Raw genomic sequence first — 26,507 nt, forward strand, 5'->3', positions numbered from 1 at the left:
AGGAGAACGTATCGTGTCCGTGCTTTGGATTTCCCTGTTCTGCGTGGCCCTGTTCGTGGCGGGCACGCCGATGACCCTGATTCTCGCGGTATGGGTCGCCGCATCGTCATACTGGGTGGTGGATTTCCCCCTGATGAACATGGGGGTGTCATCCATCGATGCCCTGAAGAACTACACCTTTCTGGCCGTGCCGCTGTTCGTGGCTACCGGCGACCTGTTGACCGCAGGCGGGGTGTCACGCCAGCTGGTGCGGTTTGCCAAGGCGCTGATCCGCGCGGTGCCGGGCCGCACGGCGGCCGCTTCGGTGCTGGCCAGCGGGATGTTCTGCGCCATCAGCGGCTCCAGTGCGGCCGCCTCGGCCACGATGGGCAAGCTGATGGCCCCGGAGTTCCGGCGTGCCGGCGTGCCGATGTCGCGCGGCGGCTCGGCGGTGGCCGCCGGCGGCATTCTGGGGGGGCTGATCCCGCCCAGCACCATCATCATCATCTACAGCCTGACGGTCAATGCCTCGCCGGTGGCCTTGAACCTGGCGGCCATCCTGCCCGGGTTGCTCATCCTCGCCTTTATCTTCTTTGCCGCGATCGCGCGGACCCGCCGCTACGAGCCGGGCAGCGTGGAGCAGGGCGGTTACTGGGAAGAGGTGGGCGCCAGCGCGGCAGGGGCCCTGCCCGCGCTGCTTGCCATCGCGATGCTGTTCGTGGGGTTGTATTCGGGCATCTTCAGCCCGACCGAGGCGGCGGGCGTGGTGACGCTGTACTGCGCGGTGGTGGCCGTCTGGTGGGCGCGCGGCGTGCGGCTGCGCGAGTTGCCGGGCGTGCTGATGGGCAGCGCTTCCATCATGGGGGTCATCGGGCCGATGGTGGTGTTTTCGATCCAGTTCCAGCAGGTGCTCTCGATCCTGGAGGTCCCCGATGTGGTGTTCGGGCATCTGATCGCGTTTTCCGAGCAGTTCGGCGCCACGGCGACGCTGATCCTGATGATGGGCATCGTGCTGCTGTTCGGCACCTTCATGGAGGTGGTGGCGGTGATCCTGGTGCTGGCGCCCATCATGGCGCCGATCGCCATGGAGATCGGCATCGACCCCATTCATTGGGGGGTGGTGTTCATCGTGGGCGCGGGCCTGGGCTTCATCAGTCCGCCGCACGGCCTCAATCTGTTCATTACCTCGATGGCCATGGGCCTGAGTTATGCGCAGCTCATCAAGGACATCTGGTTCATGATCCTGCCCATTCTGGTGGCGTGGGGCGTGATCGCAGCCTTGCCTTTCTTCAGCCTTGCCTTCCTGTGACGTCATGAGCACCACATTCCAGATCCGGGGGGCGGGCGCCGCGGCGCCCGTCTTCATCGCCGACCATAACGAGACCCTGCTGCAGGCCGGCCTGCGTCAGGCTGCGCCGCTGGATTATCTGTGCGGCAGCGGAGGCTGCGGCTCCTGCGAGGCGCGTCTGCTGCAGGGGACGGTCTGCCTGGCCGGGGAGGAGGGCAGCCCGCTTGTTGTGGGCGAGGAGGGCGAGGCCGCGCCACGCGTGCTGCTGTGCCAGAGCCGGCCGCGCACCGACTGTGTGCTGCAGCTGCGCCTGGCCGCGGCGCTGCCGCAGGCCGCCACGCCATCGGAGTTGCCGGCCACGCTGAGCGACATCCGGCCGCTGGGCGGAGACCTTTACCAGGTGACCCTGGCGCTGCCGCGCACGCTTCCCTATCTGGCCGGGCAGTACCTGATGGTGCAGGCCCCGGGCCTGCCCGGGCAGCGGGCCTATTCCATTGCGGGGGTCGATCCGGACACGGGACGAGTGCGGCTCATCGTCGCCCAGCGGGGGGAGGGGTGTTTTTCGCGCTGGCTGACCGACCCGGCCCATGTCGGTCAGGCCTTGCTTGCCTTCGGCCCCATGGGCCGGGCCAGCCTGGCGCCGCGGCCCGACCAGGACATGGTGGTGATCGCGGGCGGCTCGGGCATTTCCGTGGGGCTGGCAGCCCTGCAGTGGGCCGCCAGCGAGCGCTTTCTGGCGCGCCGGCGCATGTGGCTTTTCTGGGGCGTGCGCGACGCCGGACAGGTGCCCGCGCTGACCGATGAACTGGCGGCGCGCCAGCGCGGGCAAACCGGGCTGCAGATCGCGGTCTGCAGCGATGCCGCGCCGCCGGCGCATGCTCTCGGCGTGGCCTGCGAGCAGGGCTATCCGGTGGATCGGCTGACCGCGCGCGCAGACATCGACTGGACGGCGGCGGCAGTCTATGTGACCGGTCCGCCGGCCATGGTGGCGCATACCTTGCGCACCTTGCTGACGCAGACCGACATCGAGCCTGACGCCATCAGCAGTGACAACTTTTATTGAGCCGCGTATGCCGGGCTTTCGTGGAGGGTAGTGATGCAGCAAAAGAGATGGGTCGAGGCTTGCGGGACGCAGGACGTGGCCGAAAGCGCGATCGTGGAGCGCAAGGTGGACGGGCATGAGGTGGTGCTGATGCGCCAGGGCGACAGGTTCTACGCCGCACAGGCCGTCTGCCCGCACATGGACGAGCGCCTGTGCGACGGCCTTTTGAAGAAGAACCGCCTGATCTGCACCAAGCACCTGTGGCAATGGGACATCGAGTCCGGCCAGGCGCTGGGCGCGGCGGAAAAACCCCTGATGATGTACCCGACGCGCGTCGAGGGCTCCCTCGTCTACGTCGGTCTGGAACCGGAGAATTCCTGATGGCCAAGAAACTGTTGATGATCGTGGGCGACTATGTCGAGGATTACGAGGCCATGGTGCCGCTGCAGGCCCTGATGGCCGTGGGGCACGAGGTCCATGTGGTCTGCCCCGGCAAGCGGGCCGGTGACTACGTGCGCACCGCCGTGCATGATTTCGAAGGCGCGCAGACTTATAGCGAAAAGGAAGGCCACCGTTTTTTCGTGACGGCCGATTTCGCCGGGCTGGAGCCTGCCGGCTTTGACGGGCTGGTGATTCCGGGCGGCCGCTCGCCGGAATATCTGCGGCTGGACGAGTCGGTGCTGGCGCTGGTGCGCCACTTCTTCGAGACGGGCAAGCCGGTGGCCTGCATCTGTCACGGTGTGCAGTTGCTGTGCGCCGCGGATGTGCTGCGCGGTTACCGCTGCAGCGGCTACGGCGCCTGTGCGCCCGAGGTGCGCGCTGCCGGCGCCGAATATGTGGACCTCGCCATGGACCAGGCGCTGACCGACCGCAACCTCGTCACGGCGTTCGCCTGGCCGTCGCACCCGGCCTGGCTGGCGCAGTTCCTGGCCTTGCTGGGCACACGCATCACGCACTGACCGGCGCGGCGCATCCCGTCATGAAAGGCCGCCTTGATGGCGGCCTTTCGGCTATTCCCCCGCGTGAATTTACGCCGTCTTTACGGCCAGCCGGGGTTTGGTAATGGAAACTTTACGGGCCTCGGATCGATACTTTGTGCAGGCAATTTTGCCGTTCGAACACGAAGAGAACGATGCGGTGCAAGTCATACCTGGCCGTGACCGGCCTGGCCCTGCTGTCGGCGCTGCCGCTGACGGCGCGGGCCCAGTTTTCCGGCTCGCTGACCCTGGCTTCCGATTATGTCTGGCGCGGCGCTTCCCAGACACGCGAAAGACCCGCCTTGCAGGGCGACCTCAGATATACCCATGGCAGCGGCTTCTACGCCTCGGTGTGGGGCTCGAACGTGAAGTACCGGCCTGACAACGGGGCTGCCAGCGAGTTCGACCTGGCCGCTGGCTGGAGCGGGGCGCTCGCCGAGGACTGGGGAGCCGATCTCTATGTCCAGCGCTACCAGTATCCGGGCTCGGACATCGGCCTGAACTGGAATGAAGTCACGGGCGTGCTGAGCTGGCGCGAACGCGTCTGGGCCTCCGCGAGTCATTCCAGCAACGCCATGGCCAGCAAGACGCGCGGCAGCTACCTGACTCTGGGTCTGCGGCAGCCGCTGGGCCAGGGCTGGCGATTGGAGGGAACCCTCTCGCGCTACCTGCTGCAAAGCCGTTATGCCGACAGCTACACGAGCGGCTCGCTCGGCCTGGCCTGGGCGTTCAAGGCGCCGCTGGAAGCACGCCTGACGCTGCATGCGACCGACTCGGCCGCCAGGCGGCTGTTCCCCGAAATGGCGGGTACCCGCGTGGTGCTGTCCCTGCAGGCCGGGTTCTAGCGGCCAGGTTTCTTCCGGAGAGAAAACATGAGTTTCATGACCATCGGGCTGGCGCTCGTGACCGTCGGCTTGTTCGCCTATCTGATCTTCGCCCTGCTGGAACCGCAACGGTTCTGAGGCCCGGGCATGACTGCCAATAATTCGAGGTGCACCCATGGGTGATGTTCTGTTCGTGGCGCTGACGCTGGTCGTCTTTGCGCTGATCGCCGGCTTTATTGCCGGCCTGGCCAAGCTCTGAGCGGGGGTCGTGATGGCTATCGATATCGCGCAATTCGCCATGGTCCTGGCGCTGGCGGTGCTGTTGACGGTGCTGCTGGGCAAGTGGATCGCCCGTCTTTTTACCCGGCCTTCGCACAGCCTGCTGGAGCGCGGCACCTATCAGGTGCTGGGCATCGACCCGGCCGAAGGCATGTCGTGGAAACGTTACGGACTGGCGCTGCTGCTGAGCAACGCCGCCATGATGCTGCTGGGCTATGCCTTGCTGCGCCTGCAGCAGTACCTGCCGGGCGACGCGCTGGCGCGGGCCTCGCAGACGCCGGACCTGGCCTTCAATACGGCGGCCTCTTTCATCACCAATACCAACTGGCAGGCCTATTCCGGAGAGAGCAGCCTGTCCAACCTGTCGCAGATGGCGGTCATCACTTTTCTGATGTCGGTCAGCGCGGCCACGGGCGTGGCTGCGGCAGGCGGTTTCCTGCGCGGGCTGGCAGGCCGCAACAGGCAGGACATCGGTAATTTCTGGGTGGACTTTACGCGGGTGCTATACCGCCTGCTGCTGCCTCTGTGCTTTCTGCTGGCGCTGGTCTACGTCTGGCAGGGCATCCCGCAGACACTGGACGCCCAGGCGGTCGTCAGCACGCTGGAAGGGGCGCGTCAGCAACTGATCGTCGGCCCGGTAGCCAGCCTGGAAGCCATCAAGCACATCGGCACCAACGGGGGCGGGTTCTTCGGCATGAACGCCGCGCATCCGTTCGAGAATCCCACGCCGCTGACCAACACTCTGCACATCCTGGGCATGTTGCTGATTCCGGCCGCGTTGACCTATGCCTGCGGCAGTCTGCTGGGCCGCCGGGCGCAAGGCTGGGCTTTCCTGGCGGCCTTTCTGCTGATGTTCGTGGGCTTCCTGTCGCTGGTCTACGGCGCCGAGCAGGGCGGCAACCCGCTGCTCACGCCGCTGGGCGTGGATCAGGCCCACAGCGGCGCGCAGGGCGGCGGCAACCTCGAAGGCAAGGAAATGCGCTTCGGCGTGGCCGGCAGCAGCCTGTTCGCCTCGGTGACGACGGCTGCGACCACCGGCTCGGTCAACTCCATGCATGCCTCGTACACCCCGCTGGGCGGGCTGGTGCCGCTGGCCCAGATGATGCTCAACAACGTGTTCGGAGGGGATGGCGTCGGCCTGATCAACCTGCTTACCTACGCCATTCTGACGGTCTTCCTGGTGGGCATGATGATCGGCCGCACACCCGAGTTCCTGGGCAAGAAGATCGAAGCGCGCGAAATGAAGTACGTCATGCTGGCCGTGCTGGCGCATCCCCTGTGCATTCTCGGCTTTACCGCCATCGCCAGCCTGATGCCCGGCACGCTGGACAGTCTGGCCAATGGCGGCCCGCATGGTTTCAGCGAAGTGCTCTATGCCTACACCTCGGGCACGGCCAACAACGGCTCGGCTTTTGCCGGCCTGAACGCCAACACGCCGTTCTTCAACACCACCATCGGCCTGGCCATGCTGTTTGGCCGCTATCTGACGTTGCTGCCCATGCTGGCGGTGGCCGGTTGCCTGGCGGCCAAGAAGACGGTGCCGCCCAGCGCCGGTACGCTCTCGACGGCCACGCCGCTCTTTACCGTGCTGCTGGTGTTCGTGGTGCTGGTGGTGGGCGGGCTGACCTTTCTGCCGGCGCTGGCCCTGGGCCCGATCGTCGAACACACGCTCATGCTGTCCGGCCAGACTTTCTGAGGAACCATCATGTCAAACCAAGCCAATGCCCGCTCCGCCCATGCAAGGCCCGCTGCGCGGGGCCTGCTGCGTCCGGCCCTGATCTCGGCCGTCTTCTTCATGGTGGTCACCGGCATCGTGTATCCCTTGGCGACCACCGGGGCGGCCCAGATGCTGTGGCCCGCCCAGGCCCAGGGAAGCCTGCTGCTGCGCGACGGCGTGCCCGTAGGCTCGCGGGTGATCGGCCAGGCGTTCAGCCAGGCGCAGTACTTCCATGGCCGTCCCAGCGCCACTCAGGGGGTGGACCCGACCGACCCGGCCAGGAGTGTGCCGCAGCCCTACAACGCGGCGGCCAGCGGCGCCAGCAATCAGGGCGCGCTCAGCCGCCAGTTGCTGGGCGATGTGGCCGCCAGGGTAGCGGCCTATCGCCAGGAGAACGGCCTGGATGCCGCACAGGCGGTGCCGGTCGATGCCGTGACAGCCTCGGCCTCCGGGCTGGATCCGCACATTTCCCTGGCCAATGCACGGCTGCAGGCCGCGCGCGTGGCGCAAGCCCGCCAGTGGCCCGAGCAGGCGGTGCTGGCCTTGCTGGCCCGCCACAGCGAGACGCGCCAGTTCGGCCTGCTGGGCGAGCCGCGGGTCAATGTGCTGGAACTGAACCTTGCCCTGGATGAAGCGGGCGCAGCCCGTCTCGGGAATCAATAACGCAGGTGCCATCATGTCTCACTCTGAAGCGGCCCGCGCCACCCACGGCGCTCCTTTGAATACCTCCCGGCCGGCCTGGACCGGCATAGCCTGGCAGGCCGTGCGCAAGCTCTCGCCGCGCGACCAGATGAAGAACCCGGTCATGTTCGTGGTCTACGTCGGCAGCATCGTGGCCACGCTCCTGGGCCTCCAGGCGCTGGGAGGCGAGGGCGATGCCCCGGCCGGGTTCATCTTTGCGGTGGCCGCCTGGCTATGGTTCACGCTGCTGTTCGCCAATGCCGCCGAGGCTCTCGCCGAAGGGCGCGGCAAGGCCCATGCCCAGGCGTTGCGCGCCACCCGGCGCGCGGTCATGGCCAAGGTGCTCGATGCGCCGCAGCGCGACGGCACCGTGACGCAGGTGCCCAGCGATGCCCTGACGGTGGGCGCTTACGTGCTGGTCAACGCCGGCGAGATCATCCCGGCCGATGGCGAAGTGGTCGTCGGTGTGGCGTCGGTCGACGAGTCCGCCATCACCGGCGAGTCCGCGCCGGTGATCCGCGAGTCGGGCGGCGACCTGAGCTCGGTGACGGGCGGCACGCGGGTGCTGTCCGACTGGCTCATCCTGCGCGTGACGGCGCGCCCCGGCGAGGCTTTCCTGGATCGCATGATCTCGATGGTCGAGGGCGCGCGGCGCGGCAAGACGCCCAATGAGGTGGCCCTGACCATCCTGCTGGTGGCGTTGACGCTGATCTTTCTGCTGGTGTGCGTGACGCTGCTGCCATTCTCCTACTTCAGCGTGCTGCTCAACGGCAGCGGCCAGACCGTCAGCCTGACGGTGCTGATCGCGCTGCTGGTGTGCCTCATCCCGACCACCATTGGCGCGCTGCTGTCGGCCGTGGGCATTGCCGGCATGAGCCGCATGATGCGGGCCAATGTGCTGGCCACGTCCGGACGCGCCATCGAGGCGGCCGGCGATGTCGATGTCCTATTGCTGGACAAGACCGGCACCATCACCCTGGGCAACCGCGAGGCCGCGTCTTTCCTCGCCGCGCCCGGCGTGAGCGAGCGTGAGCTGGCCGAAGCCGCCTGCCTGGCCTCGTTGGCCGACGAAACGCCCGAGGGGCGCTCCATCGTGGCGCTGGCCCGGCGCCGCTTCGAACTGCCGCAAGCGGCGCTGGCCGGACCGCCGGCCGGCGCACAGGCGATCGCCTTCAGCGCCGCGACCCGCATGAGCGGGATGGATCTGGGCATGCGTCAGTTGCGCAAGGGCGCGGCCTCGGCCATCCGCCAGCATATCGAGCGCGCCGGCGGCGCGTTTCCCGACAGCGTGGCGCGCGCCGTCGAAAGCGTGGCGCAGCGCGGCAGCACCCCCCTGGTGGTGGCCGATGGCGCCGGGGTGCTGGGCGTGGTGGAACTCAAGGACATCGTCAAAAGCGGTATCAAGGAACGGTTCGCCGAGCTGCGGCGCATCGGCATCAAGACGGTAATGATCACGGGCGACAACGCCCTCACGGCGGCGGCCATCGCCGCCGATGCCGGGGTCGATGACTACCTGGCCGAGGCCACCCCCGAAGACAAGTTGCGCCTGATCCGCCAGTACCAGGCCCAGGGCCACCTGGTGGCGATGACCGGCGACGGCACCAATGATGCGCCGGCCCTGGCGCAGGCCGACGTGGCCGTGGCCATGAACAGCGGCACCCAGGCGGCCAAGGAGGCAGGCAATATGGTCGATCTGGACAGCAACCCGACCAAGCTGCTGCGGGTGGTCGAGGTCGGCAAGCAGATGATCATGACGCGCGGCGCGCTGACCACCTTCAGCGTCGCCAACGACCTGGCCAAGTACTTCGCCATCATTCCGGCCGCCTTCGTGGCCACCTATCCGGCGCTGGCCTCGCTCAACGTCATGGGCCTGCACAGTCCTGCTTCGGCCATTCTCGCGGCGGTCATCTTCAACGCGCTGATCATCGTCGCCCTGGTGCCGCTGGCGCTGCGCGGCGTGAAGTACCGCGCCGAGCCGGCCGAACGCCTGCTGCGGCGCAATCTGTTCATCTACGGGCTGGGCGGACTGGTGGCGCCGTTCATCGGCATCAAGCTGATTGACATGCTGCTGACGCCATTTTTCTGAACAGGCCGCGCCAGTGGCGTTACAGTAGCCGCAGCCGGTTTGCGACAGGCGGGCCGGCATGCAACCGCAGAGGGATCCAGGGATGGGCGATGATCGCAGCCGCCAGGCCGACGCACTGATCGGCACCTTGCGCCGCCAGGCGGCCGGACGCCTGACCGTATTCCTGGGGGCAGCGCCCGGGGTCGGCAAGACGTTCGCCATGCTCACACGGGCGCGCGAACTGCACCGCCAGGGGCTGGACGTGCTGATCGGCGTGGTCGAGACGCACGGGCGTCAGGAAACCCAGGCGCTGGTAGAGGGCCTGCCGAGCCTGGCGCCCCGGCGCATGCTCCATCAGGGGCGTGAACGGCTGGAGATGGACCTGGACGGTCTGCTGGCACGTCGCCCGGCCATTGCGCTGGTCGACGAGCTGGCCCATCGCAACGTTCCGGGCAGCCGCCATGAACGGCGCTGGCAGGACGTCGAAGAGCTGCTCAACGCCGGCATCGACGTCTATACCACGGTCAACGTCCAGCACCTGGAAAGCCTGAACGACGTGGTGCGCCAGATCACCGGGGTCCGGGTCACGGAGACCGTGCCCGACGCCCTGTTCGAGTCCCTGCGCGATATCCGCCTGGTGGATCTGCCGGCGCGCGAGCTGATCGAGCGTCTGAACCAGGGCAAGGTCTATCTGCCCGAACAGGCCGCACGCGCGCTGCAGGCCTTCTTTTCGCCATCCAACCTTACGGCGCTGCGCGAGCTGGCCATGCAGACCGTCAGCGACCTGGTCGATGCCGACCTGCGCGAGACGCGCGCCGCGCGCGGGCTGCCCGGCATCGCCATGCAGCGCCATGTCCTGATCGCCATCGATGGCGCAGGCCACTCCGAGTACCTGGTGCGCGCTGGCGCGCGCATTGCCGAGCGGCGCGGCGCGCCCTGGTCGGTGGTCACGGTCGATACCGGTCGCAGCAGCCCGGCCGGCACACCCGGCGGCTCGCCGCCGCCGGCGCAGCAGGCGCGCCAGCTGGAGATAGACCGGGCCTTCGCGCTGGCGCGCAGCCTGGGGGGCGATACGGAGGTGCTCTATGACACCGATGTCACCCAGGCGCTGCTGGACGCGGCAGCTTTGCGCGGCGCGCGCGCCCTGGTCATCGGGCGCACCCGCGAGCGGCCCATCGCGCGCATCTTCAACCGCACCCTGACCCAGCAGCTGCTTCAGCGTGGCGCGCGCTATGAGCTCACCATCATCAGCACCCCGCAGATCCGGCGTCGCGCGGCGCAATGGGAGCTCGATGGCGGCGCGCGTGCCGGCTGGCGCGAGGCCGCCCTCATCCTGTTGGCCAGCCTGGGAGCCGTGGTCGCGGCTGCGCTGGCCGAGCGCTTCGCCGGCCTGCAGGATCTGTCTCTGGTGTTTCTGGTGGCCGTCATCCTGGTGGCGTCGCGCAGCCGCATGGCGGCGGCGGTGATCACGGCCGTGCTGTGCTTTCTGGCCTATGACTTCTTCTTCATCGAGCCGCGTCTGACCTTGCGCATCAGCGCGCATCGCGGCGTGGCCACGGTGCTGCTCTTTCTGGGGGCGGCGCTGATCGCCGGGAGGCTGGCCTCACGGCTGCGCATGCAGGTGGTGGCGCTGCGCGCGGCCAACACCCACGCCACCGCCATGCAGACCCTGGGGCGCAAGCTTTCCAATGCGGCCGATCTGGGCGAGGTCGTGGCCGCAGGGTCGGCCGTGCTTCAGTCGACGTTGCGCGCGCAGGCCTGGATCCGCATCGATGACGTCAGCGGCCCGCCCGCGGCCGCAGCCCAGCTGAGCGAGAAAGACCGCCTGGCGGCCGACTGGAGCGCCAAACAGGGCCTGCCCAGCGGGCGTCACACCGATACCCTGGCCGACTCTGCGTGGTGGTTTCTGCCGATCCGGGCCGATCAGCAGACGCTGGGCGTGGTGGGTCTGCGCTTTGCCGACGCCGCCGCCCGCCCGCCGTTCGAGCAGCGCCGCCTGGCCGAGCGCATGGTCGAAGACATTGGCCAGGCGGCGCTGCGCACGCGTCTGGTGGCCGAGCTGGAAAGCGCCCGCCTGACCGGCGAAACCGAACGCTTGCGCTCGGCTCTGCTGTCTTCGGTATCGCACGATCTGCGCTCGCCGCTGTCGGCCATCATCGGCGCGGCCGACACCCTGGCGAGCTACGGACAGAATCTGGGGCCGGAGGATCAGCGCAGCCTGCTGTCGACCATCCATATCGAGGGCGAGCGACTGGATCGCTACATCCAGAACCTGCTCGACATGACGCGGCTGGGTCACCAGGGCGGGCTGACGCTGGTGCGCGACTGGATCGGGCTGGACGAGCTGCTTGGTTCGGCCGCGCGGCGGCTGCAGCGCTATGCGCCCGGCATCGGGGTGGATATCGTGGTCGATCCGGCGATAGGCCTGGTTCACGTGCATCCGGCTCTGGTCGAACAGGCGCTCTTCAATGTGCTGGAGAATGCCGCCAAGTTCTCGCCGCCGGGGCAGGCCATCGAGGTGCAGGCGCGGCGGCTGGATCCGGCCACGGTGCGGATCGACATCTCGGATCGCGGCCCCGGCATTCCGGAGGCCGAACGCAACCGGATTTTCGATATGTTCTACAGCGTCGAGCGTGGCGACCGGGGCAAGCCGGGCACCGGGCTGGGCCTGACCATCGTGCAGGGCATCATCGGCGCGCACCTGGGCAAGGTGCAGGCCCTGCCCGGCCCGCAGGGCGTCGGGACCACGGTGCGCCTGACGCTGCCATCGGGGCAGGCGCCCCAGGAGGAGGAAGGACCATGACGGTTGCGCAGACCGTGCCGGCGCCGCGTGTGCTCATCGTCGACGACGAGCCGCAGATCCGGCGTTTTCTTGATATCAGCCTGCGCGCGCAGGGCTATGCGACCTTGCAGGCGGAAACCGGTCAGCAGGGGCTGAGCCTGCTGGCCGGGCGCGGCGCGGACCTGGTGGTGCTGGACCTGGGGCTGCCCGACCGCGACGGTCTGGATGTGCTGCGCGAGCTGCGCGGCTGGTCGTCGGTGCCGGTGATCGTGCTGACGGTGCGCGCAGCCGAGAGCGAAAAAGTTGCGCTGCTGGATGCCGGCGCCAACGATTACGTCACCAAGCCGTTCGGGGTCGAGGAGCTGATGGCGCGCATCCGCGCCTTTCTGCGCGCCAGCGGCCCGCGCGGCGCGGCGGGCGTGGCCTTTGATGACGGCCGCCTGCGCATCGATCTGACGCAGCGCGATGTGCGCCTTGACGGCCAGCCGCTGGCCCTGACGCGCAAGGAATTCGCCCTGCTGGCCCTGCTGCTGCAGCAGCAGGGCCGCCTGGTGACCCAGACCCAGATACTGCGCGCAGTCTGGGGGCCCAGCCACGAACAGGACACGCATTATCTGCGCATCCTGCTGGGAAAGTTGCGCGCCAAGCTCGGCGATGACGCCACCGCGCCGCGCTATCTCATCACCGAGCCGGGCGTGGGCCTGCGTTTCGCCGGCTAGAGCGCGCTGCCCAGCCGATGCATTTCGGCGCGTACCTGGCGGCCTTGCAGGGCGCGCAGCGGCTGTCCGCTGTCCAGCGACAGCACGCAGGCCACGGCGGCGGCCCGTCCGTATTCGAAGCACTGCGCCGTCACCCGGGCCGAAGCCAGGGCTTCGTGCTCGGCGCTCAGGCATCGTCCTGCCACGATGAGGTTTTCGCCCTGGCGCGGCACCAGGCTCAGGTAGGGCACCTCGTAGTAGTCGTCCAGCAGCCAGTGCAGCTTGGGCTTGTCGCCGCTGTGTAGTTCGATGGGCCACGGTACTTTGCAGATGGCGTCGTCTTGCTTGCGGCAGGCCAGCACGTCGTCGTTGCGCAGGGTATGGACCCCGGCGATGCTGCGCGTCTGGCGCACGCCGACCTGCACGCCGGTGTTCATCACGTAGCTGGCTTCGCAGCCGGGCACCGATTCGCGCAGGAAGGCGGCGTACTCGCGCACCTGGCGTCGCCCGAGGATCTCGGCTTCGGTGAAGTCTTGCGGGTCGATCACATTGAGCATGCGGCCGTCGTGCGCGGTCAGGCGGGTGGCGTTGACCAGCAGCTCCCGCGGGTGGGTGGTGGGGAAAATCCAGATCTTCTTGCGCGGCAGGGCGTGGCGCGCGGCGGCGTCGGCGGCTTCGATGGCCTCGCTCACCTTGGGCGGGTTGATGGTGTCATCGCCCCAGTAATCCAGAAAGCGCGGCACGTCGACGTTGCCCAGGCGGAAGAACATGGTCGGGTTCTGGATGCGACCCTGGTCGCCGAAGACATAGGGGTAGCCGGCCAGCGCAATCACTGCGGCGTCGCCCGAGGCGTCGATGATGCGTTGCGCCAGCACGATCGAGCGGCCTGCCGCCGAGGTGATCTCCACGCCCCGGCAGGCGTCGCCGTCCATGATGACGCCGCTGACGCGGGTATGGAAAAGCGTGCGGGCGCCGCTGGCCTGCAGCAGGTCATCGGCGGTTTCGCTCCAGGCCAGCGGGTCGTGGGTGACGGTCCAGGTCTTGCCGTAGCGTTGCGGGCCGGTGACGCCGCCGCGCCGGGCGAGCGCGGCGCGAAAGCGTTCGGTGAAACCGAAGACGATCTGCTGCGGAGCCGGATCACGGTCGCTGGCGAGGTACATGCCGCAGATCGTGCCGGACAGGCCGGCCACGGCCGCGCCGCCGCAAAAGCCATAGCTCTCGATCACCAGGGTGGATTTGCCATACTCGGCCGCGGTGGTCGCCGCGGCCACGCCGGCAGCGCCCGCGCCGACCACCAGCACGTCGACCTCGGCCAGCACCGGCAGGTCAGGCAGGCTGTCGTAGCGGTGGATCAGTCGCCAGTCGGGGAATCCGGGTGAGTGTTCCATGAGGGTCTCCAGTGCAGGGCCAGGCCGCAAGCCGAGGCGCGGCCTGGCAGGGGGCAGGGGGCGCCGGCCCCCGGCGTTCAGTCGATTTCCTTGTGCACCGTTTCCGGTCCCAGGGCCAGGGCGATGAGGGTGAACACGCCCATCACGCCCATGTAGACCACGATGGGCCACCAGTGCTGGTAGTAGGAATAAAGCGCGGTGGCGATGAAGGGCGCCAGGCCGCCGGCCAGCAGCGATCCCAGCTCGCGCGAGAAGGCAAAGCCTGCCAGGCGGAACTCGGTGTCGAACAGCTCGGCGTACCAGGCGGCCTGGGGCGACAGCATGGCGGGATAGGCGATGCCCAGGCCCACGGCAAAGCCCAGGGCCACGGCCCAGAAGGCGCCCACATCCAGCAGCAGGAAGAACGGGATCAGCCACAGGACGGAGAAGATGATCCCGCCCAGATAGACCTTCTTGCGGCCCACACGATCCGACAGCGCGCCATAGAAAGGGATGGTCACCAGTTGCACGCAGGAGGCCAGGATCACGGCCCACAGGGCGGTCGATTTTTCCATGTGCAGTGTCGTCACCATGTACGACACGCAGAACACCGGATAGAGGTAGGCGAAGCCGTTCTCGCCCATGCGCGAGCCGATCACGATCAGGAAGCTGCGCGGATGGCGCTTGATAGCCGAGAACAGGCCGATCTTCTCCATCTGCACGGTCTGTTGCGCCTTCTCGAAGGCGGGCGGCTCTTCGATGTTGCGGCGGATGAAGTAGCCCACCACGACGCAGGCTGCGCCCAGCAGGAAGGGCACACGCCAGCCCCAGTCCATGAACTGCGCTTCGCTCAGCGTGCTGAGGAAGAAGAAGAACACCGCGTTGGCCAGCAGCGTGGCGACGGCAAAGCCCAGCGGCGCCCAGGCGCCGGCCGCGCCGCGCTTGCCCTTCTGGGCGTGTTCGACCGACAGCACCACGGCGCCGGCATATTCGCCGCCCGCGCCAAAGCCCTGGATCAGGCGCATCAGCACCAGCAGGATGGGCGCCCAGACGCCGATCGTTTCATAGCTGGGCAATAGACCGATGGCCGTGGTGGCCCCGCCCATCAGGAACAGGGTCAGCACCAGAATGGAGCGACGCCCGAGCCGGTCGCCCATGTAGCCCAGCACCAGGCCGCCCAGCGGACGCGCCAGGAAACCCACGGCATAGGTGGCGAAGGCCGCCAGCGTGCCCATCAAAGGATCGGTGTTGGGGAAAAAGACCTTGTTGAGCACGATGGCCGCAGCCGTGCCGTAGATGATGAAGTCGTACCATTCGAGTACGGTGCCGATGAAGGCGGCCAGCCCGGCTTTGCGGGCTTTTTTGTCATGTGCCTGTGTGGACATGGTGGGGTTGTCTCCAGAGGGGTGCTGCATGGATGCTGCGTGGGTACTGCATCTGCGTGGCGCGCTGCGCGCCCGGCCGTGCCCGGTCGCGCAGCGCGCCGCTCAGGCGGCGTGCACCTTGCGCTTGCCGAGCACGGCGCCTTGTTCGATGGGCTGCACCAGTTGGGCATACTGCAACAGATAGGTGCCGCTGCCGCCGCCCAGCTCCAGTTCGCGCGGCTCCCAGGCCTGCAGGCGGCGCTCGATCTCGGCCGCCGGCACGTCCATGTCCAGGCGCCGGTTCACGAAGTCGATATGGATGGTTTCGCCCTGACGCACCACCGCCAGCGGACCGCCGGCGGCGGACTCCGGCATCAACTGGCCGACGATGATGCCGCGGTTCAGCCCCGACAGTTCACCGTCGGTGACCACGGCCACGTGTTCCGCGATGCCAGCGCCGTTGAGCGCGGCCACGAAACTGCAGGCGAACACCGTGCCGGGGCCGCCGCAGGGCCCCATGTTGCGCAGCACGATGACGTCGCCCCGCTTGATCTTGCCTTCGCCCAGCGCCGCGATGGCTTCGTCCTCGCCTTCATAGATGTTGGCGGGCCCGCGGAACTCGGCGCGTTCGCCCGGCACCGCCGACAGCTTGACGATGGCGCCATTGGGCGCCAGGTTGCCGCGCAGGATGCCCACGCCGGGGCGCTGGCTGACCGGATTGGCCAGGGAGCGGATGATCTTCCCGTCCTTGACGCGCGCCTGGCTGATGTTCTCGCCCAGGGTCTTGCCGGTGACGGTCAGGGCGTTGAGGTCCAGGTGTTCGGTCAGCTGGCTCATGACGGCCGGCGTTCCGCCGGCAGCCTCCAGGTCTTCGGTGCGGAAGGGGCCGTTGGGCCGCACCGCCGTCAGCAGCTTGATGCGCTGGCCGTACTCTTCATAAAGGCGGATCACGTCGATCGGCAGCTCCGCCTCGGTCGCGATGGCCGCGAGGTGGCGCACCGTGTTGACCGAGCCGCCCACGGCCAGCACCATCATCACGGCATTGCGCACGGCGGCCTCGGTGAGGATCTGGCGGGCGTTGACGCCCTGGCGCACCAGTTCCACGATCTGGCGGCCGGCGTCCTGGGCGTACTCGTTCAGGCGGCGGCCATTGGCCCAGATGGGCGAGTTGCCAGGCAGCGTCATGCCCAGGGCTTCGGCCACGATATGCATCGAATTCGCCGTACCCAGGCCGGCGCAGACACCGGGCGACTGGATCGCCACGTCCGTCATGTCGGTGAGGTCCTTGAGCGTGATGGCGCCTGTGGCCAACGCGCCGATCTGTTCATAGACGTCGTCGATATCGAAGAACTGGTCCTCGAATTTTTCGTTCGAACACTTGCCGCCGATCTGGTAGCCGCAGGTCAGCAGCAGGCTGGGCACGTCCAGCCGGGCGGCCGCCATCAGGTGGGCCGGCGTGGTCTTGTCGCAGGACGACAGACAGATCATGCCATCGAGCACCGCGCCTTCCATCATGCACTCCACCTCGTTGACCATGAGGTCGCGGGTGGGCATCAGATAACGCGCCTTCTTGCCGGCGCTGGTGACGAAATCGCTGGGCGCCACCGTGCGCACTTCGAAGGCCAGCGCGCCGGCATCGCGGATAGCCTGCTGCACCTGGGCGCTGATGGCATCGAGGTGAACGTAGCAGCAGGACAAGCTGTTGGAGGTGTTGATGACGGCGATCTTGGGCTTGTCCATATCCTCTTCGCGGATGCCCATGCTGCGCCACTGGCTGCGGCGCACGGCCCAGCGGGTCGAGCCCGGTTCAAAATTGCTTCGGTACATTGCTGCGTTCTCCTGGGGTGCGTGGCGCGGCGTTGGCAAAGCCGGATCGCGCCGATCTGACTGGTATGCTATCGGACTGAAAGTGGTCTGACAACTTACCAATTGCCCCAGGATTGCCCCGATTGACGCCAGGAAAGAAGCGCGGCAGGGCAAAGTGGACGGACCATTTCGGGGAACAATGGTAAAGTCCCACGTCTTGAGATTTTGGCAGCCTGTACCGTGCCCAGATGTACCAGTCTTGAGTGGTTGGCGCGCCTGCATCCCTAGTTTCGCCCGAGGCCATCATGAGCAAGACGCGATTTTCCATGCTTCCGATCAAGCGCACCGATATTTTCCAGGAGGTCTGCCAGCAACTGGAGAACCTGCTGAACAGCGGTCAGTTCCAGATCGGAGACCGTCTGCCCTCGGAGCGCGAACTCTCCGAGAGTTTTTCCGTCAGCCGCTCGTCCATCCGCCAGGCCCTCAAAGTGCTGGAGGCGGCCGGGCGGATCGAGACGCGCGTAGGCAGCGGCACCTATTTCGTCGAGAAGCCGGTCAGCGGCGCGGCCACCGAGAGCCTCAACGGCCTGCTGGCGCACGGCGTTGACCATGACTTCATGCAGCACCTGATCGCCGCCCGCACTGCCATCGAGCGCGCCATCTTCGAGGCATACGCCGGCAAGGTGAACAAGGGCGGCATCCGTGCGCTCAAGGAACTGATCGACGAGAACGCCCAGGACCAGACGGCCAAGGGAGAGTTCGAGGAAAACGCCGGCCTGGATCTCAGTTTCGAGGCCAAGGTGGCAGAACTGGCTGGCAACCCGATCCTGTCGGCCCTGCAACGTCAGATACATCAGCTCTGGATACAGGCCTGGCGCGTCTATGGATTCGTGCCGGAAAGCAAGCAGACCCTGCATCAGGAGCACTGCGCCATCATCGAGGCGCTGGCCTCCAAGAACACCCAGCGCGTGATCGATCTGGTGGTGCAGCACGTCGACAAGGAAGTGGATTAGGCCGCGACCCGCACCCGGACACGAGATGGCTGCCTGTTTCCGCCTCCCTGTCAGCGCGGCGTTGCTGGTGCTGGCTTGCTGCGTCAGCGCTGCAGCGCAGCTGCCCGCCGGCGTCACGCTGCAGCGTGACGCACAGGGGTGGGTCTATGTCGATGCCCGGCAGCGGCCGCTGTTGCGGCCTTTTCTGTACGACAACGGACCTGACTACATCCAGGAAGGACTGGCGCGCTTCGTGGACAACGGCAAGATCGGCTTTCACGACGCAGACCTGAACATCGTCATCCCGGCCCGCTACGATTTCGCCTTTCCCTTCGAGCATGGCGAGGCCCGCGCGGGCTTTGATTGCTGGTACAGCCGCGAGGGCGAGCATACCTCGGTGCATTGCCTGCGCTGGGAAACGCTGCGCCGGCCCTAGCGCCGGGTCGACACCCCGACATCGCGGACATGGCAGGTGCCGTTGGCCAGGTCAAAGGCCAGCCGGCGATCCAGCGTCTCCAGGGCGCGTCCATACATGTGCAGGTGCCGGATCGGCGCATGGCCTTCGATCTGCACCGCATGGATGTCTTCGGGCATGAGCGCCAGCCCCGCGCCCGGGGCCACCGCGACCGTGCCGGTGTGCGTGAGCGTGGCGCGGCCGGGCTCGCTGCCATCGTCCTCGCGGCGATAGGTGTGGTTGTACTCGACCCCTTCGGCGGCGGCGATGCAGGCCCAGGTGGTGTGGTTGTGCGGGGCGCTTTTCTTGCCCGGCCGCATCACGTTCAGGTACAGCGCATATGAGCGGTCGGGATCTTCGTGGATCAGATAGCGGGCCTGCAGCGCCTGCGGCGCCGGATAGCGTTGCGCGTCGCGCCATTGGGGATGCGCGGCCAGGGCTTGCAGGGTATCCAGCACCCGGGCCAGAGCGGCCCGCGTCAGGGTCTGGCCGGCCAGAATGGCCTTGATCTGCGCCACCGCGGCATCGACCGGCGCGGCATCGTAAAGGGTGTCTTGCATGCGGGGCATCCCGGGAAAAGCCAAGGCAGCTACCTTAGCCAGCCTGCCGGCTGAATTCAAGGCGATGGCGGGCGGGGCGGTCGCAAGCCCGCTCGCGTCGTGCGCCAGCAACGTCATGTCTCTGTAGCAGTCGCTACCTAGACTGAGCGCTCAGATTGAATCCCAAAGAGGACCTACCACGATGAAGACCCTTCCCTTGCGCCGCATGGCCGCAGGCGGCTGCCTGCCGCTCATTTCCCTGGCCTGGACCCCGGCGGCCAGCGCTGCCGACACCGTACAACTTTATGGCCTGATCGATGCAGGCGTCCAGGTGCTGAACCATGGCCCCAAGGACGGCAGCCGCCTGGGCATGGCCTCCGGCAACCTCAACGGTTCGCGCTGGGGCCTGCGCGGCAACGAAGATCTGGGCAACGGCCTGAAGGCCGTGTTCACCCTTGAAGGCGGGTTCGACCCCGGCAACGGCAAGGCGCTGCAGGGCACGCGCCTGTTCGGGCGTCAGGCCTATGTGGGCCTGTCCGACCGCAGCCTGGGCACGCTGACCCTGGGGCGTCAGAACACGCTCATGATCGACTGGATGAGCAAGTTCACGCCGTTGCAGAACGCCACCTACGGCGGCAAGCGCATCGACCCGGCGTTCTCGGATCGCATGGACAACGCCATCAAATACGGCAACAAGTTCGGCGGCTTGAGCGTGGGGGCGTACTACAGCTTCGGCTGGAACAATGAGCAGAGCTGGAGCGACAAGAACACCGGCCGCATGATCGGCGCAGGCCTGCGCTACCAGCAGGGCGGCCTGGACGCGGCGGTGCTGTTCCATACCAAGCGTGCCGATGCGCCGCGCGCGCCCGCCGACAGCAGCAACCGCGAGGATCGCGTGCTGGGGGCGCTGTCGTACGACTTCGGCGGCGTCACGCTGTATGGCGGCTATCGCTGGCTGGAGCAGAAGCTGGTGCAGCGCAACTACGTCAGCCGGCTGTACTGGGCGGGCGCGCGCTATCGCGCCACGCCGGCCACGCATCTGTCGCTGGCCTACTACTACATGGACGGCACGACCTGCGACAACCTGAACGTGGCGGCCTGCCCGGCGGTGCAGGGCGCGGGTGGCGACCAGAAACCCTCGCTGCTGGTGCTGGGCGTGGAACATGACCTGTCCAAGCGCACCACGCTGTACGCCATGGGCTCGTATGCGATGAACGACAACGGGTCTTCGGTGAGCGTGATCGGCGGCAAGTATGGCGCCAACGTCGAGCCGGGCAAGAACCAGATGGGCGTGGCGCTGGGCATGCGCCACCGCTTCTGATGCAGGGCGTCTCGGTCGCGGTGCGCGATCTGCGTCACTCCTACCAGGGCCAGCCGGTGCTGGCCGGGGTGGACCTGGACGTGCCGGCCGGCTCGGTGCTGGCCTTGCTGGGGCCATCCGGCTGCGGCAAGAGCACGCTGCTCAAGGCCCTGGCCGGCCTGCTGCGTCCCGCGCAGGGTCGCATCCTGTTTGGCGAGCGCGAGGTCTGCGGGCCGGGTGGTTGCGCGCCGCCGGAGGCCCGTGGCCTGGGCATGGTGTTCCAGGACTACGCGCTCTGGCCGCACATGAACGTGGCGCAGAACGTGACCTTCCCGCTGGCCATGCGGCGCGTGCCGCGCGCCCAGCGTCAGGCGCGGGTGGCCGAGGCGCTGGCGCTGGTGGGGCTGGACGGCATGCAACGGCGTCGCCCCTGCGAGCTGTCGGGCGGCCAGCAGCAGCGCGTGGCGCTGGCCCGCGCCGTCGTGGCCCAGCCCAGCCTGCTGCTGTTCGACGAGCCGCTGTCCAACCTCGACCGGGCCTTGCGCGAATCGCTCTGCCGCGAGATCGGTGCCTTGCTGCGCCGTCTGGGCACGACCGCCGTCTACGTGACGCATGACCACGATGAGGCGTATGCCCTGGCCCATCGGGTCGCGCGCATGGAGGCCGGCCGCATCGTCGCTGTCGCAAATCCTTAATGGAAGATTCATAAAATGATCACCCCGTTTTCACACAAGCCCTTGATGGCTTTTCTTATGGCACTGACTCTGGGCGCTGCGGGCAGCGCCAGCTCCGCCGAGCCGCGTACGCTGACGGTCTACACCGCCGGCCCTGGCAGCCTGATCAAGCACCTGGCCGAAGGGTTCACCAAGGAGACCGGCGTGCGCGTGGACGTATTCCAGGCCACCACCGGCAAGGTCATGGCCCGGCTGGAGGCCGAGGCCGCCAATCCGCGCGCCGACGTGCTGATCTCCGCTTCCTGGGAAACCGCACTGGATATGGACGCGCGCGGTCTGCTGATGGCGCACGAGAGCGTCAACGCGGCGCAGGTGCCGGCGTCGCTGCGCGCGGCCAACTATGTGGCGCAGGGCGTCTCGGCCCTGGGCATCGTATGGAACCGCAGCACCGATACGCCCAAACCCACCGACTGGGCCGATCTGGCCAGGCCGGCTTACCGTCAGATGGTGACCATGCCCGACCCGGCGCTCTCGGGCGCCTCGCTGGACCTGTTGCTGGGCCTGCAGGGCGCGCAGGGCGATGCCTTCTGGAAATTGCTGGCCGAACTGCGCGATAACGGCATGACGGTCTCCGGCCCCAACGCCCAGGCGCTGGCGCCGGTGCTGCAGGGCGCGCGCGCGGCCGTGTTCGGGGCCGTGGACTATGTCGCCTATGCCAGCATGGGCAAGGGCGAGGCCATCGAGGTCATCTTTCCCACCGGTGGCACGGTCATTGCGCCCCGGCCCATGATGATCCTGAAGTCCGCAAAGTCGCCCGGGCAGGCGCGCGCCTTCGTCAACTATGTGCTGTCCGAAGCCGGGCAGGCCGCCGTGGCCGATGCCTGGCTGATTCCGGCCCGCAGCGATGTGCCGGCGCGCCGCCCGCCGCTGAGCGAGATCAAGGTGCTCACTCCCGACGAGACGCAGGGCGCCGGCGCCCGTCAGGCCACCCTGGCGCGCTTCGCCGAGCTGTTCGGCACGCGTTGATCGCAGGAGGGCGCGCGCCCGTGCGGCGCGCGCCGCAACCCATGAAAAGCCTTTTTCTTCTGGCGGCCCTGGTCCTGGCCGCGCTTTTGGTATTGGTGGCGCTGCCGGTGGGCTTCGTGGCGCTGCAGGCAGTGTTTCCGCGCCTGGGCGAGGGCTCGCTGCAAGGCGCTTTCTCGAACTGGGCGCAGGTGCTCAGCGAGCCGGGCACCTTGTCGCTGCTGGGCCAGACCGTCGCCCTGGGCCTGGGCGTGGCGCTGGTGGCTGCTGTGCTGGGCATCCCGCTGGGCACCTTGCGCGGGCTGTGCCGCCTGCCAGGCGCACGGCTCTGGGATCTGGCCTTTCTGCTGCCGTTTCTGCTGCCGCCCTATATCGCCGCGCTGTCGTGGACCATGGCCCTGCAGCCGCGCGGCTATCTGTATCAACTGGCCGGTGTCGATCTGGGCGGGCTGCTGCACTCGCGTGCAGGGGTGATCCTCATCATGGGGCTGAGCACGTTTCCCGTGGTGTATTTCGCCGTCTCGCGCAGCATGGCCGCCAGCGGCGGGCGGCTGGCCCAGGTGGCGCGCGTGAGCGGGGCGGGCCCCTGCGCGGCCTTTGTCCGCGTAAGCCTGCCGCTGGCGCTGCCCGCCATCGCGGCCAGTCTGCTGCTGGCCTTCACGCTGGCGATCGAAGAGTACGGCGTGCCGGCAGCGCTGGGCGCGCAGGCCGGCGTGTCGGTGCTCACCACGGCGATTGAACGACGCCTGGCCGACTGGCCGATCGATCTGTCCGGCGCGGCGTTGCTGTCGCTGGTGCTGGTGGCCCTGGCGCTCACCGCCTATGCCGTGCAGCGCGCCGTGCTGCGCGGGCGCAGCTTCGAGACCACCAGCGGCAAACCGGTGCCGCTGGCGCAGACCGAGCTGGGAGGCTGGCGGTGGCCGGTGCTGCTGCTGTTCGGCCTGGTGGCGGGGCTGGCGGCCGCAGCGCCCCTGGCCAGCATGGTGGCCGCGGCGTTGCAGGGCACGATTTCCGGCGGCTTGCGGGCAGCCAACCTCAGCCTGGCCAACTTCGTCGAGGTCTTCGGCGATCGCGAGGGTTATCACGCCCTGGGCGCGAGCCTGTCGTTGGCAGCCGGCACGGCGTTGCTGACGGGCGCGCTGGGCTTTCTGGCGGCCTGGCTGTCGGCCGGCCGGCAGCTGCGCGGGGCGGGGGCCATCGACGCCCTGGCGCTGTTGCCGGCGGCCTTGCCCGGGGTGGTGGTCGGGGTGGGCCTGATCCTTGCCTGGAACCAGTCGTTCTGGCCGCTGTCGCCTTATGGCAGCTGGGTCATCCTGCTGTGTTCCTATGCCTGCCTGCTGCTGCCTTATCCGATGCGCTATGTCACGGCAGCCCTTGCCCAGCTGGGGCCGACGCTGGAGGCTGCCGCGCGGGTTCACGGCGCAGGGCTATGGCGGACCCTGTGGCGCATCACCTTACCCCTCAGTGCGCCCAGCGTGGTCGCCGCGATGATGATGGTGTTTGCGGTCGCCTCGCGCGAGCTGGTCACGTCGCTGCTGCTGGCCCCGGCCGGGTTGCAGACCGTCTCCATCTATGTGTGGCGGCAGTTCGAGCAGGGTTCGGTCGGCGCCGGCATGGCCATGGCCACGGTGGCGGTGGCCATCAGCCTGGTGCTGATGCTGGCGGGCCTGCGCCTGCAGGCCCGCAGCACCGGCGCGCGTTAGTCTGCGAGGGCGGCTCAGGCCGCCCGCCGCAGACGGGCCCGGCCCGGGCCGGTGTGGCGGTACAGGTCCTTGGGATCGTCGGCCTCGGGCACCAGCTGCACCGCCTGGCCGATCCCGTGCGCGGTGGCCTGCTGCAGCACATAGCGCAGCACCGAATAGTCCTCCAGTGCAAAACCCACCGAGTCGAAGACGGTCAGGTCGTCGTCGCGTTCGCGCCCGGGGATCTCTCCGGTCAGCACGCGCCACAGGTCATGCACGACGAAATCGGCGGGCAGCTGCTGGATGTCGCCTTCGATGCGTGTCTGCGGCTCATATTCCACGAACACGCGCGCCGCGCGCAGCACCTCGGCATGCAGCTCGGTCTTGCCCGGGCAATCGCCGCCCACCGCGTTCAGGTGCATGCCGGGCGCGAGCATGTCAGGAGTGACGATGGTGGCGTAGGCCTTGTCGGCCGTGACGGTGGTGACGATGTCGGCGCCGCGCAGCGCCTCGGCGGTCGAGGCGGCGCGCACGATCCTCAGCGCAGGGGTGTCAGCCAGATTGCGGATCAGCTTGTCGGTGGCGCGGGGATCGATGTCGAAGACGCGCACTTCCTCGATGCCCAGGTGATGATGAAAGGCCAGTGCCTGGAATTCGCTTTGGGCGCCATTGCCGATCAGGGCCATGCTGCGGGAATCGGGGCGGGCCAGCGCGCGGGCCGCCATCAGCGAGGTGGCCGCGGTGCGCAGGGCGGTGGCCAGGGTTAGTTCGGACAGCAGCACCGGATAGCCGGTCTCGACCTCGGCCAGCACGCCGAACGCCATGACCGTATACAGACCGCGGGCAGTGTTGGCCGGGTGGCCGTTGACATACTTGAAGGCGTAGTCGTGGGCATCGGCCACCGGCATCAGTTCGATCACGCCGATCTCGCTGTGGCTGGCCACGCGGGCGCACTTGTCGAAATCCGGCCAGCGGCGGAAGTCGGCAGCGATGACATCGGCCAGCTCGCCCAGGAACACCGGCAGGCCAATTTTCTGGATCAGCCGGGACATGGCGGGAACATCGATGAATCGGGTCATAAGCACATTCTCTGGGCCGCAATGCGGCGACCCGGATATTGTTCCGCTTATGCCCGCCAATGTGTATGGCGCAAAGTGCCCAGTCGGGCCGCCTGCTTGAACAGCTTGCCGGCAGGCGATGCGCACAGTGGCCGGCCGGGCACGACTGCCGGGAAAAAGCCGCCTGCGCCTCAGGGGGCGTCAGGCGGCCGGGAAGCAGACGGGCGTGCCGGCCTTACTTCGACATCCAGGCGTCGGCGTAGGTGTCGACGGCGCCCAGACCGGTGGTCACGGCGTCGTGCACCCGCTTGTCCAGGAAAATGGAGTAGTTGGTGTCATTGATCCAGGCCAGCGGCACGTCCTCCACCAGGATCTGCTGCACCTCGGTGTAGAGCTTTTGCCGTTCTTCATCCGATGTGGCGCGTGAAGCCTGTTCGAACAGCTCGTCGACCTTCGGGTTGCTGTACTGCGAGGTGTTGGTGAAGGGCAGCCCCTTCTTGATGTTGCTGCTGACATAGGTGCGCGACACGCCGATGGCGGGGTCGCCATACTGGAAGACGCCGTTATAGGCCATGTCGAAGTCCCAGTTGCCCATACGGGTGGTCCAGCCGCCCACATCGGTATTCTCGATGTTGACCTCGATGCCCACCTTGCCCAGGTTCTGCTTGGTGTATTCGGCGATGCGGCGCTGCATTTCCCCATAGGGGTTGGGGATCAGGCCCAGCCGTACCCGAACGCCCTTGGCATCCGGCTTGAGGCCCATTTCGTCGAGCAGGGCGATGGCTTTCTCGGGGTCGTAGGGATAGCGCTTGACGTTGGCGTCATAGAAGCGCGTGTTGTGGTGCAGGGGGCCGGTGGCGACCGTGCCCATGCCGAACATGATCTTCTCGGTGATGAAGTCGCGGTTCAGCGCATACATGATGGCCTGGCGGAAGCGCTTGTCATCCATGGGCTTGCGTGCGCCGTTGAGCTCGATCCAGTGCATGGTGGACCAGTACTCGAAGCCCTTTTGGGTGGTGTTGATATGTGGCAGCTTGGAGACGCGGGGGATATCGAAGGGCTCGATATCCTGCAGCCAGGCCTGCTGCACCGTGCCCTGCTCCAGGGCGAGGCGCCGCGAGGCGGCATCCGGAATCACGCGATAGGTGATGCCGTCCAGGTAGGGGCGGCCCTCCTTCCAGTAGGCGGGATTCTTCACCAGTTCGATATACGAGCCGCGCTCCCAGTGCTTGAACTTGAAGGGGCCCGTGCCGACGGGCGCATTGTTGTGGGGGTTCTGCGCCATCGGGGTGTCGACGTCGTAGAGATGCTTGGGCAGGATGACGCCGCCGCCGATGTCGAAGGCGTACAGAAAGGCCGAATACGGCTGCTTGAGCCTGAACACCACGGTCTGGGGATCGGGCGCCGTGACCGATTCCACGTTGGCCATCAGGGTGCGGGTACGCGGCGTGTTGGCCAGGACCTTGGTGTAGGTGAACACCACATCGTCGGCCGAGAACGGCTTGCCGTCGTGCCAGCTCACGTTGGGCTGCAGATGGAAGGTGTAGGTCAGCTGGTCGGGCGAGACTTCCCAGGATTTCGCCAGGCTGGGCTGCGGCTTGAGATCGAACGAGTAGGTCAGCAGACTCTCGTAGATCTTGCCCGCCACCATCTGGGTGGTGCCGACCTGCTGCAGGGCAACGTTCAGGTTGGGGGGCTCGGGGTTCAGAATGGCCGTCAAGACCCCGCCATATTGCGGTTGGGGATCGGCCGCCGAAGCGGTGGCCGTGCTCAGAAGCGCGGCGGCTGCCAGCGCGCCCTGCAGCAGGGCGCGCCTAACGGTATTGCACATCACGGTAAAGCCTCCAGACAGAGGGTCTTGGCACAGACCGACCTCAATACCCTTAAGTAGCATATATTGATACTTAAGGTTCCAT

At 67.5% G+C, this 26,507-nt stretch carries 23 protein-coding genes; 17 read left to right on the forward strand and 6 right to left on the reverse strand.

Features of this window, described 5'->3' with window-relative positions; translation table 11 throughout:
• Positions 1 to 13: 13 nt before the first annotated feature.
• The 11 genes from A7V84_RS09135 to A7V84_RS09185 all read left to right on the forward strand — a co-directional run bounded on the left by A7V84_RS09135 (position 14) and on the right by A7V84_RS09185 (position 12,353).
• Positions 14 to 1,288, forward strand: coding sequence for a TRAP transporter large permease (locus tag A7V84_RS09135; protein ID WP_231940171.1), 1,275 nt, complete (start codon positions 14 to 16; stop codon positions 1,286 to 1,288).
• A 4-nt stretch (positions 1,289 to 1,292) separates the two neighbouring features.
• Positions 1,293 to 2,330 carry a 2Fe-2S iron-sulfur cluster-binding protein gene (locus A7V84_RS09140; RefSeq protein ID WP_033535526.1) on the forward strand — a complete coding sequence of 346 codons (1,038 nt, stop codon included), beginning with the start codon at positions 1,293 to 1,295 and terminating at the stop codon, positions 2,328 to 2,330.
• Between the two features lie 33 nt (positions 2,331 to 2,363).
• Complete coding sequence (locus A7V84_RS09145; protein WP_025513164.1) at positions 2,364 to 2,690, forward strand: Rieske (2Fe-2S) protein; 327 nt, start codon at positions 2,364 to 2,366, stop codon at positions 2,688 to 2,690.
• Positions 2,690 to 3,268, forward strand: coding sequence for a DJ-1/PfpI family protein (locus A7V84_RS09150; protein ID WP_033535525.1), 579 nt, complete (start codon positions 2,690 to 2,692; stop codon positions 3,266 to 3,268). Before A7V84_RS09145 ends, A7V84_RS09150 begins: the two co-directional genes overlap by 1 nt.
• Before the next feature lie 173 nt (positions 3,269 to 3,441).
• The gene (locus tag A7V84_RS09155) at positions 3,442 to 4,131 is read left to right on the forward strand and encodes a TorF family putative porin (RefSeq protein ID WP_025513162.1); all 690 of its coding nucleotides are present in this window, start codon (positions 3,442 to 3,444) and stop codon (positions 4,129 to 4,131) included.
• A gap of 27 nt (positions 4,132 to 4,158) precedes the next feature.
• Complete coding sequence (kdpF, locus tag A7V84_RS09160) at positions 4,159 to 4,248, forward strand: K(+)-transporting ATPase subunit F (protein WP_063491791.1); 90 nt, start codon at positions 4,159 to 4,161, stop codon at positions 4,246 to 4,248.
• A gap of 133 nt (positions 4,249 to 4,381) precedes the next feature.
• Positions 4,382 to 6,085 carry a potassium-transporting ATPase subunit KdpA gene (gene kdpA / locus A7V84_RS09165; protein ID WP_025513161.1) on the forward strand — a complete coding sequence of 568 codons (1,704 nt, stop codon included), beginning with the start codon at positions 4,382 to 4,384 and terminating at the stop codon, positions 6,083 to 6,085.
• Between the two features lie 9 nt (positions 6,086 to 6,094).
• Entirely contained in the window at positions 6,095 to 6,769 is a 675-nt protein-coding gene (kdpC, locus tag A7V84_RS09170) for a potassium-transporting ATPase subunit KdpC (RefSeq protein WP_063491792.1), read from the forward strand.
• A 13-nt stretch (positions 6,770 to 6,782) separates the two neighbouring features.
• Positions 6,783 to 8,873 (forward strand): potassium-transporting ATPase subunit KdpB, encoded by a 2,091-nt coding sequence (kdpB, locus tag A7V84_RS09175; RefSeq protein WP_082833058.1) that lies wholly within the window; start codon positions 6,783 to 6,785, stop codon positions 8,871 to 8,873.
• Positions 8,874 to 8,931: 58 nt separating this feature from the next.
• The gene (locus tag A7V84_RS09180) at positions 8,932 to 11,655 is read left to right on the forward strand and encodes a sensor histidine kinase (RefSeq protein ID WP_231886800.1); all 2,724 of its coding nucleotides are present in this window, start codon (positions 8,932 to 8,934) and stop codon (positions 11,653 to 11,655) included.
• Positions 11,652 to 12,353, forward strand: a complete 702-nt coding sequence (locus A7V84_RS09185; protein ID WP_025513157.1) for a response regulator — start codon at positions 11,652 to 11,654, stop codon at positions 12,351 to 12,353. The genes A7V84_RS09180 and A7V84_RS09185 overlap by 4 nt, the downstream gene beginning before the upstream one ends.
• On the opposite strand, the gene A7V84_RS09190 is transcribed toward A7V84_RS09185, so the two are convergent.
• From A7V84_RS09190 to ilvD, 3 genes are all read right to left on the reverse strand, one after another.
• On the reverse strand, positions 12,350 to 13,720 hold the full coding sequence (locus A7V84_RS09190; RefSeq protein WP_063491794.1) for an FAD-dependent oxidoreductase: 1,371 nt from the start codon (positions 13,718 to 13,720) through the stop codon (positions 12,350 to 12,352). The two genes, A7V84_RS09185 and A7V84_RS09190, sit on opposite strands and share 4 nt — an antisense overlap.
• 77 nt (positions 13,721 to 13,797) lie before the next feature.
• On the reverse strand, positions 13,798 to 15,084 hold the full coding sequence (locus tag A7V84_RS09195) for an MFS transporter (protein ID WP_025513155.1): 1,287 nt from the start codon (positions 15,082 to 15,084) through the stop codon (positions 13,798 to 13,800).
• Positions 15,085 to 15,186: 102 nt separating this feature from the next.
• A complete protein-coding gene (ilvD, locus tag A7V84_RS09200; RefSeq protein WP_025513154.1) occupies positions 15,187 to 16,890 on the reverse strand; it encodes a dihydroxy-acid dehydratase in 1,704 nt (567 codons plus the stop codon).
• A 284-nt stretch (positions 16,891 to 17,174) separates the two neighbouring features.
• On the opposite strand from ilvD, the gene A7V84_RS09205 reads away from it, so the two are divergent.
• Together A7V84_RS09205 and A7V84_RS09210 are read left to right on the forward strand one after the other, a co-directional pair.
• Positions 17,175 to 17,882 carry a FadR/GntR family transcriptional regulator gene (locus tag A7V84_RS09205; protein ID WP_025513153.1) on the forward strand — a complete coding sequence of 236 codons (708 nt, stop codon included), beginning with the start codon at positions 17,175 to 17,177 and terminating at the stop codon, positions 17,880 to 17,882.
• A 25-nt stretch (positions 17,883 to 17,907) separates the two neighbouring features.
• Positions 17,908 to 18,297, forward strand: a complete 390-nt coding sequence (locus A7V84_RS09210) for a WG repeat-containing protein (protein ID WP_063491795.1) — start codon at positions 17,908 to 17,910, stop codon at positions 18,295 to 18,297.
• On the opposite strand, the gene A7V84_RS09215 is transcribed toward A7V84_RS09210, so the two are convergent.
• Positions 18,294 to 18,875, reverse strand: a complete 582-nt coding sequence (locus A7V84_RS09215) for a cysteine dioxygenase family protein (protein ID WP_033535622.1) — start codon at positions 18,873 to 18,875, stop codon at positions 18,294 to 18,296. The two genes, A7V84_RS09210 and A7V84_RS09215, sit on opposite strands and share 4 nt — an antisense overlap.
• Before the next feature lie 181 nt (positions 18,876 to 19,056).
• Here A7V84_RS09215 and A7V84_RS09220 point away from each other — a divergent pair, with 181 nt between their 5' ends.
• Genes A7V84_RS09220 through A7V84_RS09235 form a run of 4 tightly spaced genes read left to right on the forward strand, consistent with a single transcriptional unit; the run spans position 19,057 to position 23,554 of the window.
• Positions 19,057 to 20,175 carry a porin gene (locus A7V84_RS09220; RefSeq protein ID WP_033535520.1) on the forward strand — a complete coding sequence of 373 codons (1,119 nt, stop codon included), beginning with the start codon at positions 19,057 to 19,059 and terminating at the stop codon, positions 20,173 to 20,175.
• On the forward strand, positions 20,175 to 20,849 hold the full coding sequence (locus A7V84_RS09225; protein ID WP_170283323.1) for an ABC transporter ATP-binding protein: 675 nt from the start codon (positions 20,175 to 20,177) through the stop codon (positions 20,847 to 20,849). Before A7V84_RS09220 ends, A7V84_RS09225 begins: the two co-directional genes overlap by 1 nt.
• A 57-nt stretch (positions 20,850 to 20,906) precedes the next feature.
• On the forward strand, positions 20,907 to 21,854 hold the full coding sequence (locus tag A7V84_RS09230; protein ID WP_082833059.1) for an ABC transporter substrate-binding protein: 948 nt from the start codon (positions 20,907 to 20,909) through the stop codon (positions 21,852 to 21,854).
• 41 nt (positions 21,855 to 21,895) lie between these two features.
• Positions 21,896 to 23,554, forward strand: a complete 1,659-nt coding sequence (locus A7V84_RS09235) for an ABC transporter permease (RefSeq protein WP_063939989.1) — start codon at positions 21,896 to 21,898, stop codon at positions 23,552 to 23,554.
• 14 nt (positions 23,555 to 23,568) lie between these two features.
• On the opposite strand, the gene A7V84_RS09240 is transcribed toward A7V84_RS09235, so the two are convergent.
• On the reverse strand, positions 23,569 to 24,612 hold the full coding sequence (locus A7V84_RS09240; protein ID WP_063491798.1) for an ornithine cyclodeaminase: 1,044 nt from the start codon (positions 24,610 to 24,612) through the stop codon (positions 23,569 to 23,571).
• A 214-nt stretch (positions 24,613 to 24,826) separates the two neighbouring features.
• Entirely contained in the window at positions 24,827 to 26,422 is a 1,596-nt protein-coding gene (locus A7V84_RS09245; RefSeq protein WP_063491799.1) for an ABC transporter substrate-binding protein, read from the reverse strand.
• Positions 26,423 to 26,507 lie beyond the last annotated feature (85 nt).

Origin of the sequence: Bordetella trematum, from assembly GCF_900078335.1 — a bacterium.
In the GTDB taxonomy this organism is placed as follows: domain Bacteria; phylum Pseudomonadota; class Gammaproteobacteria; order Burkholderiales; family Burkholderiaceae_B; genus Bordetella; species Bordetella trematum.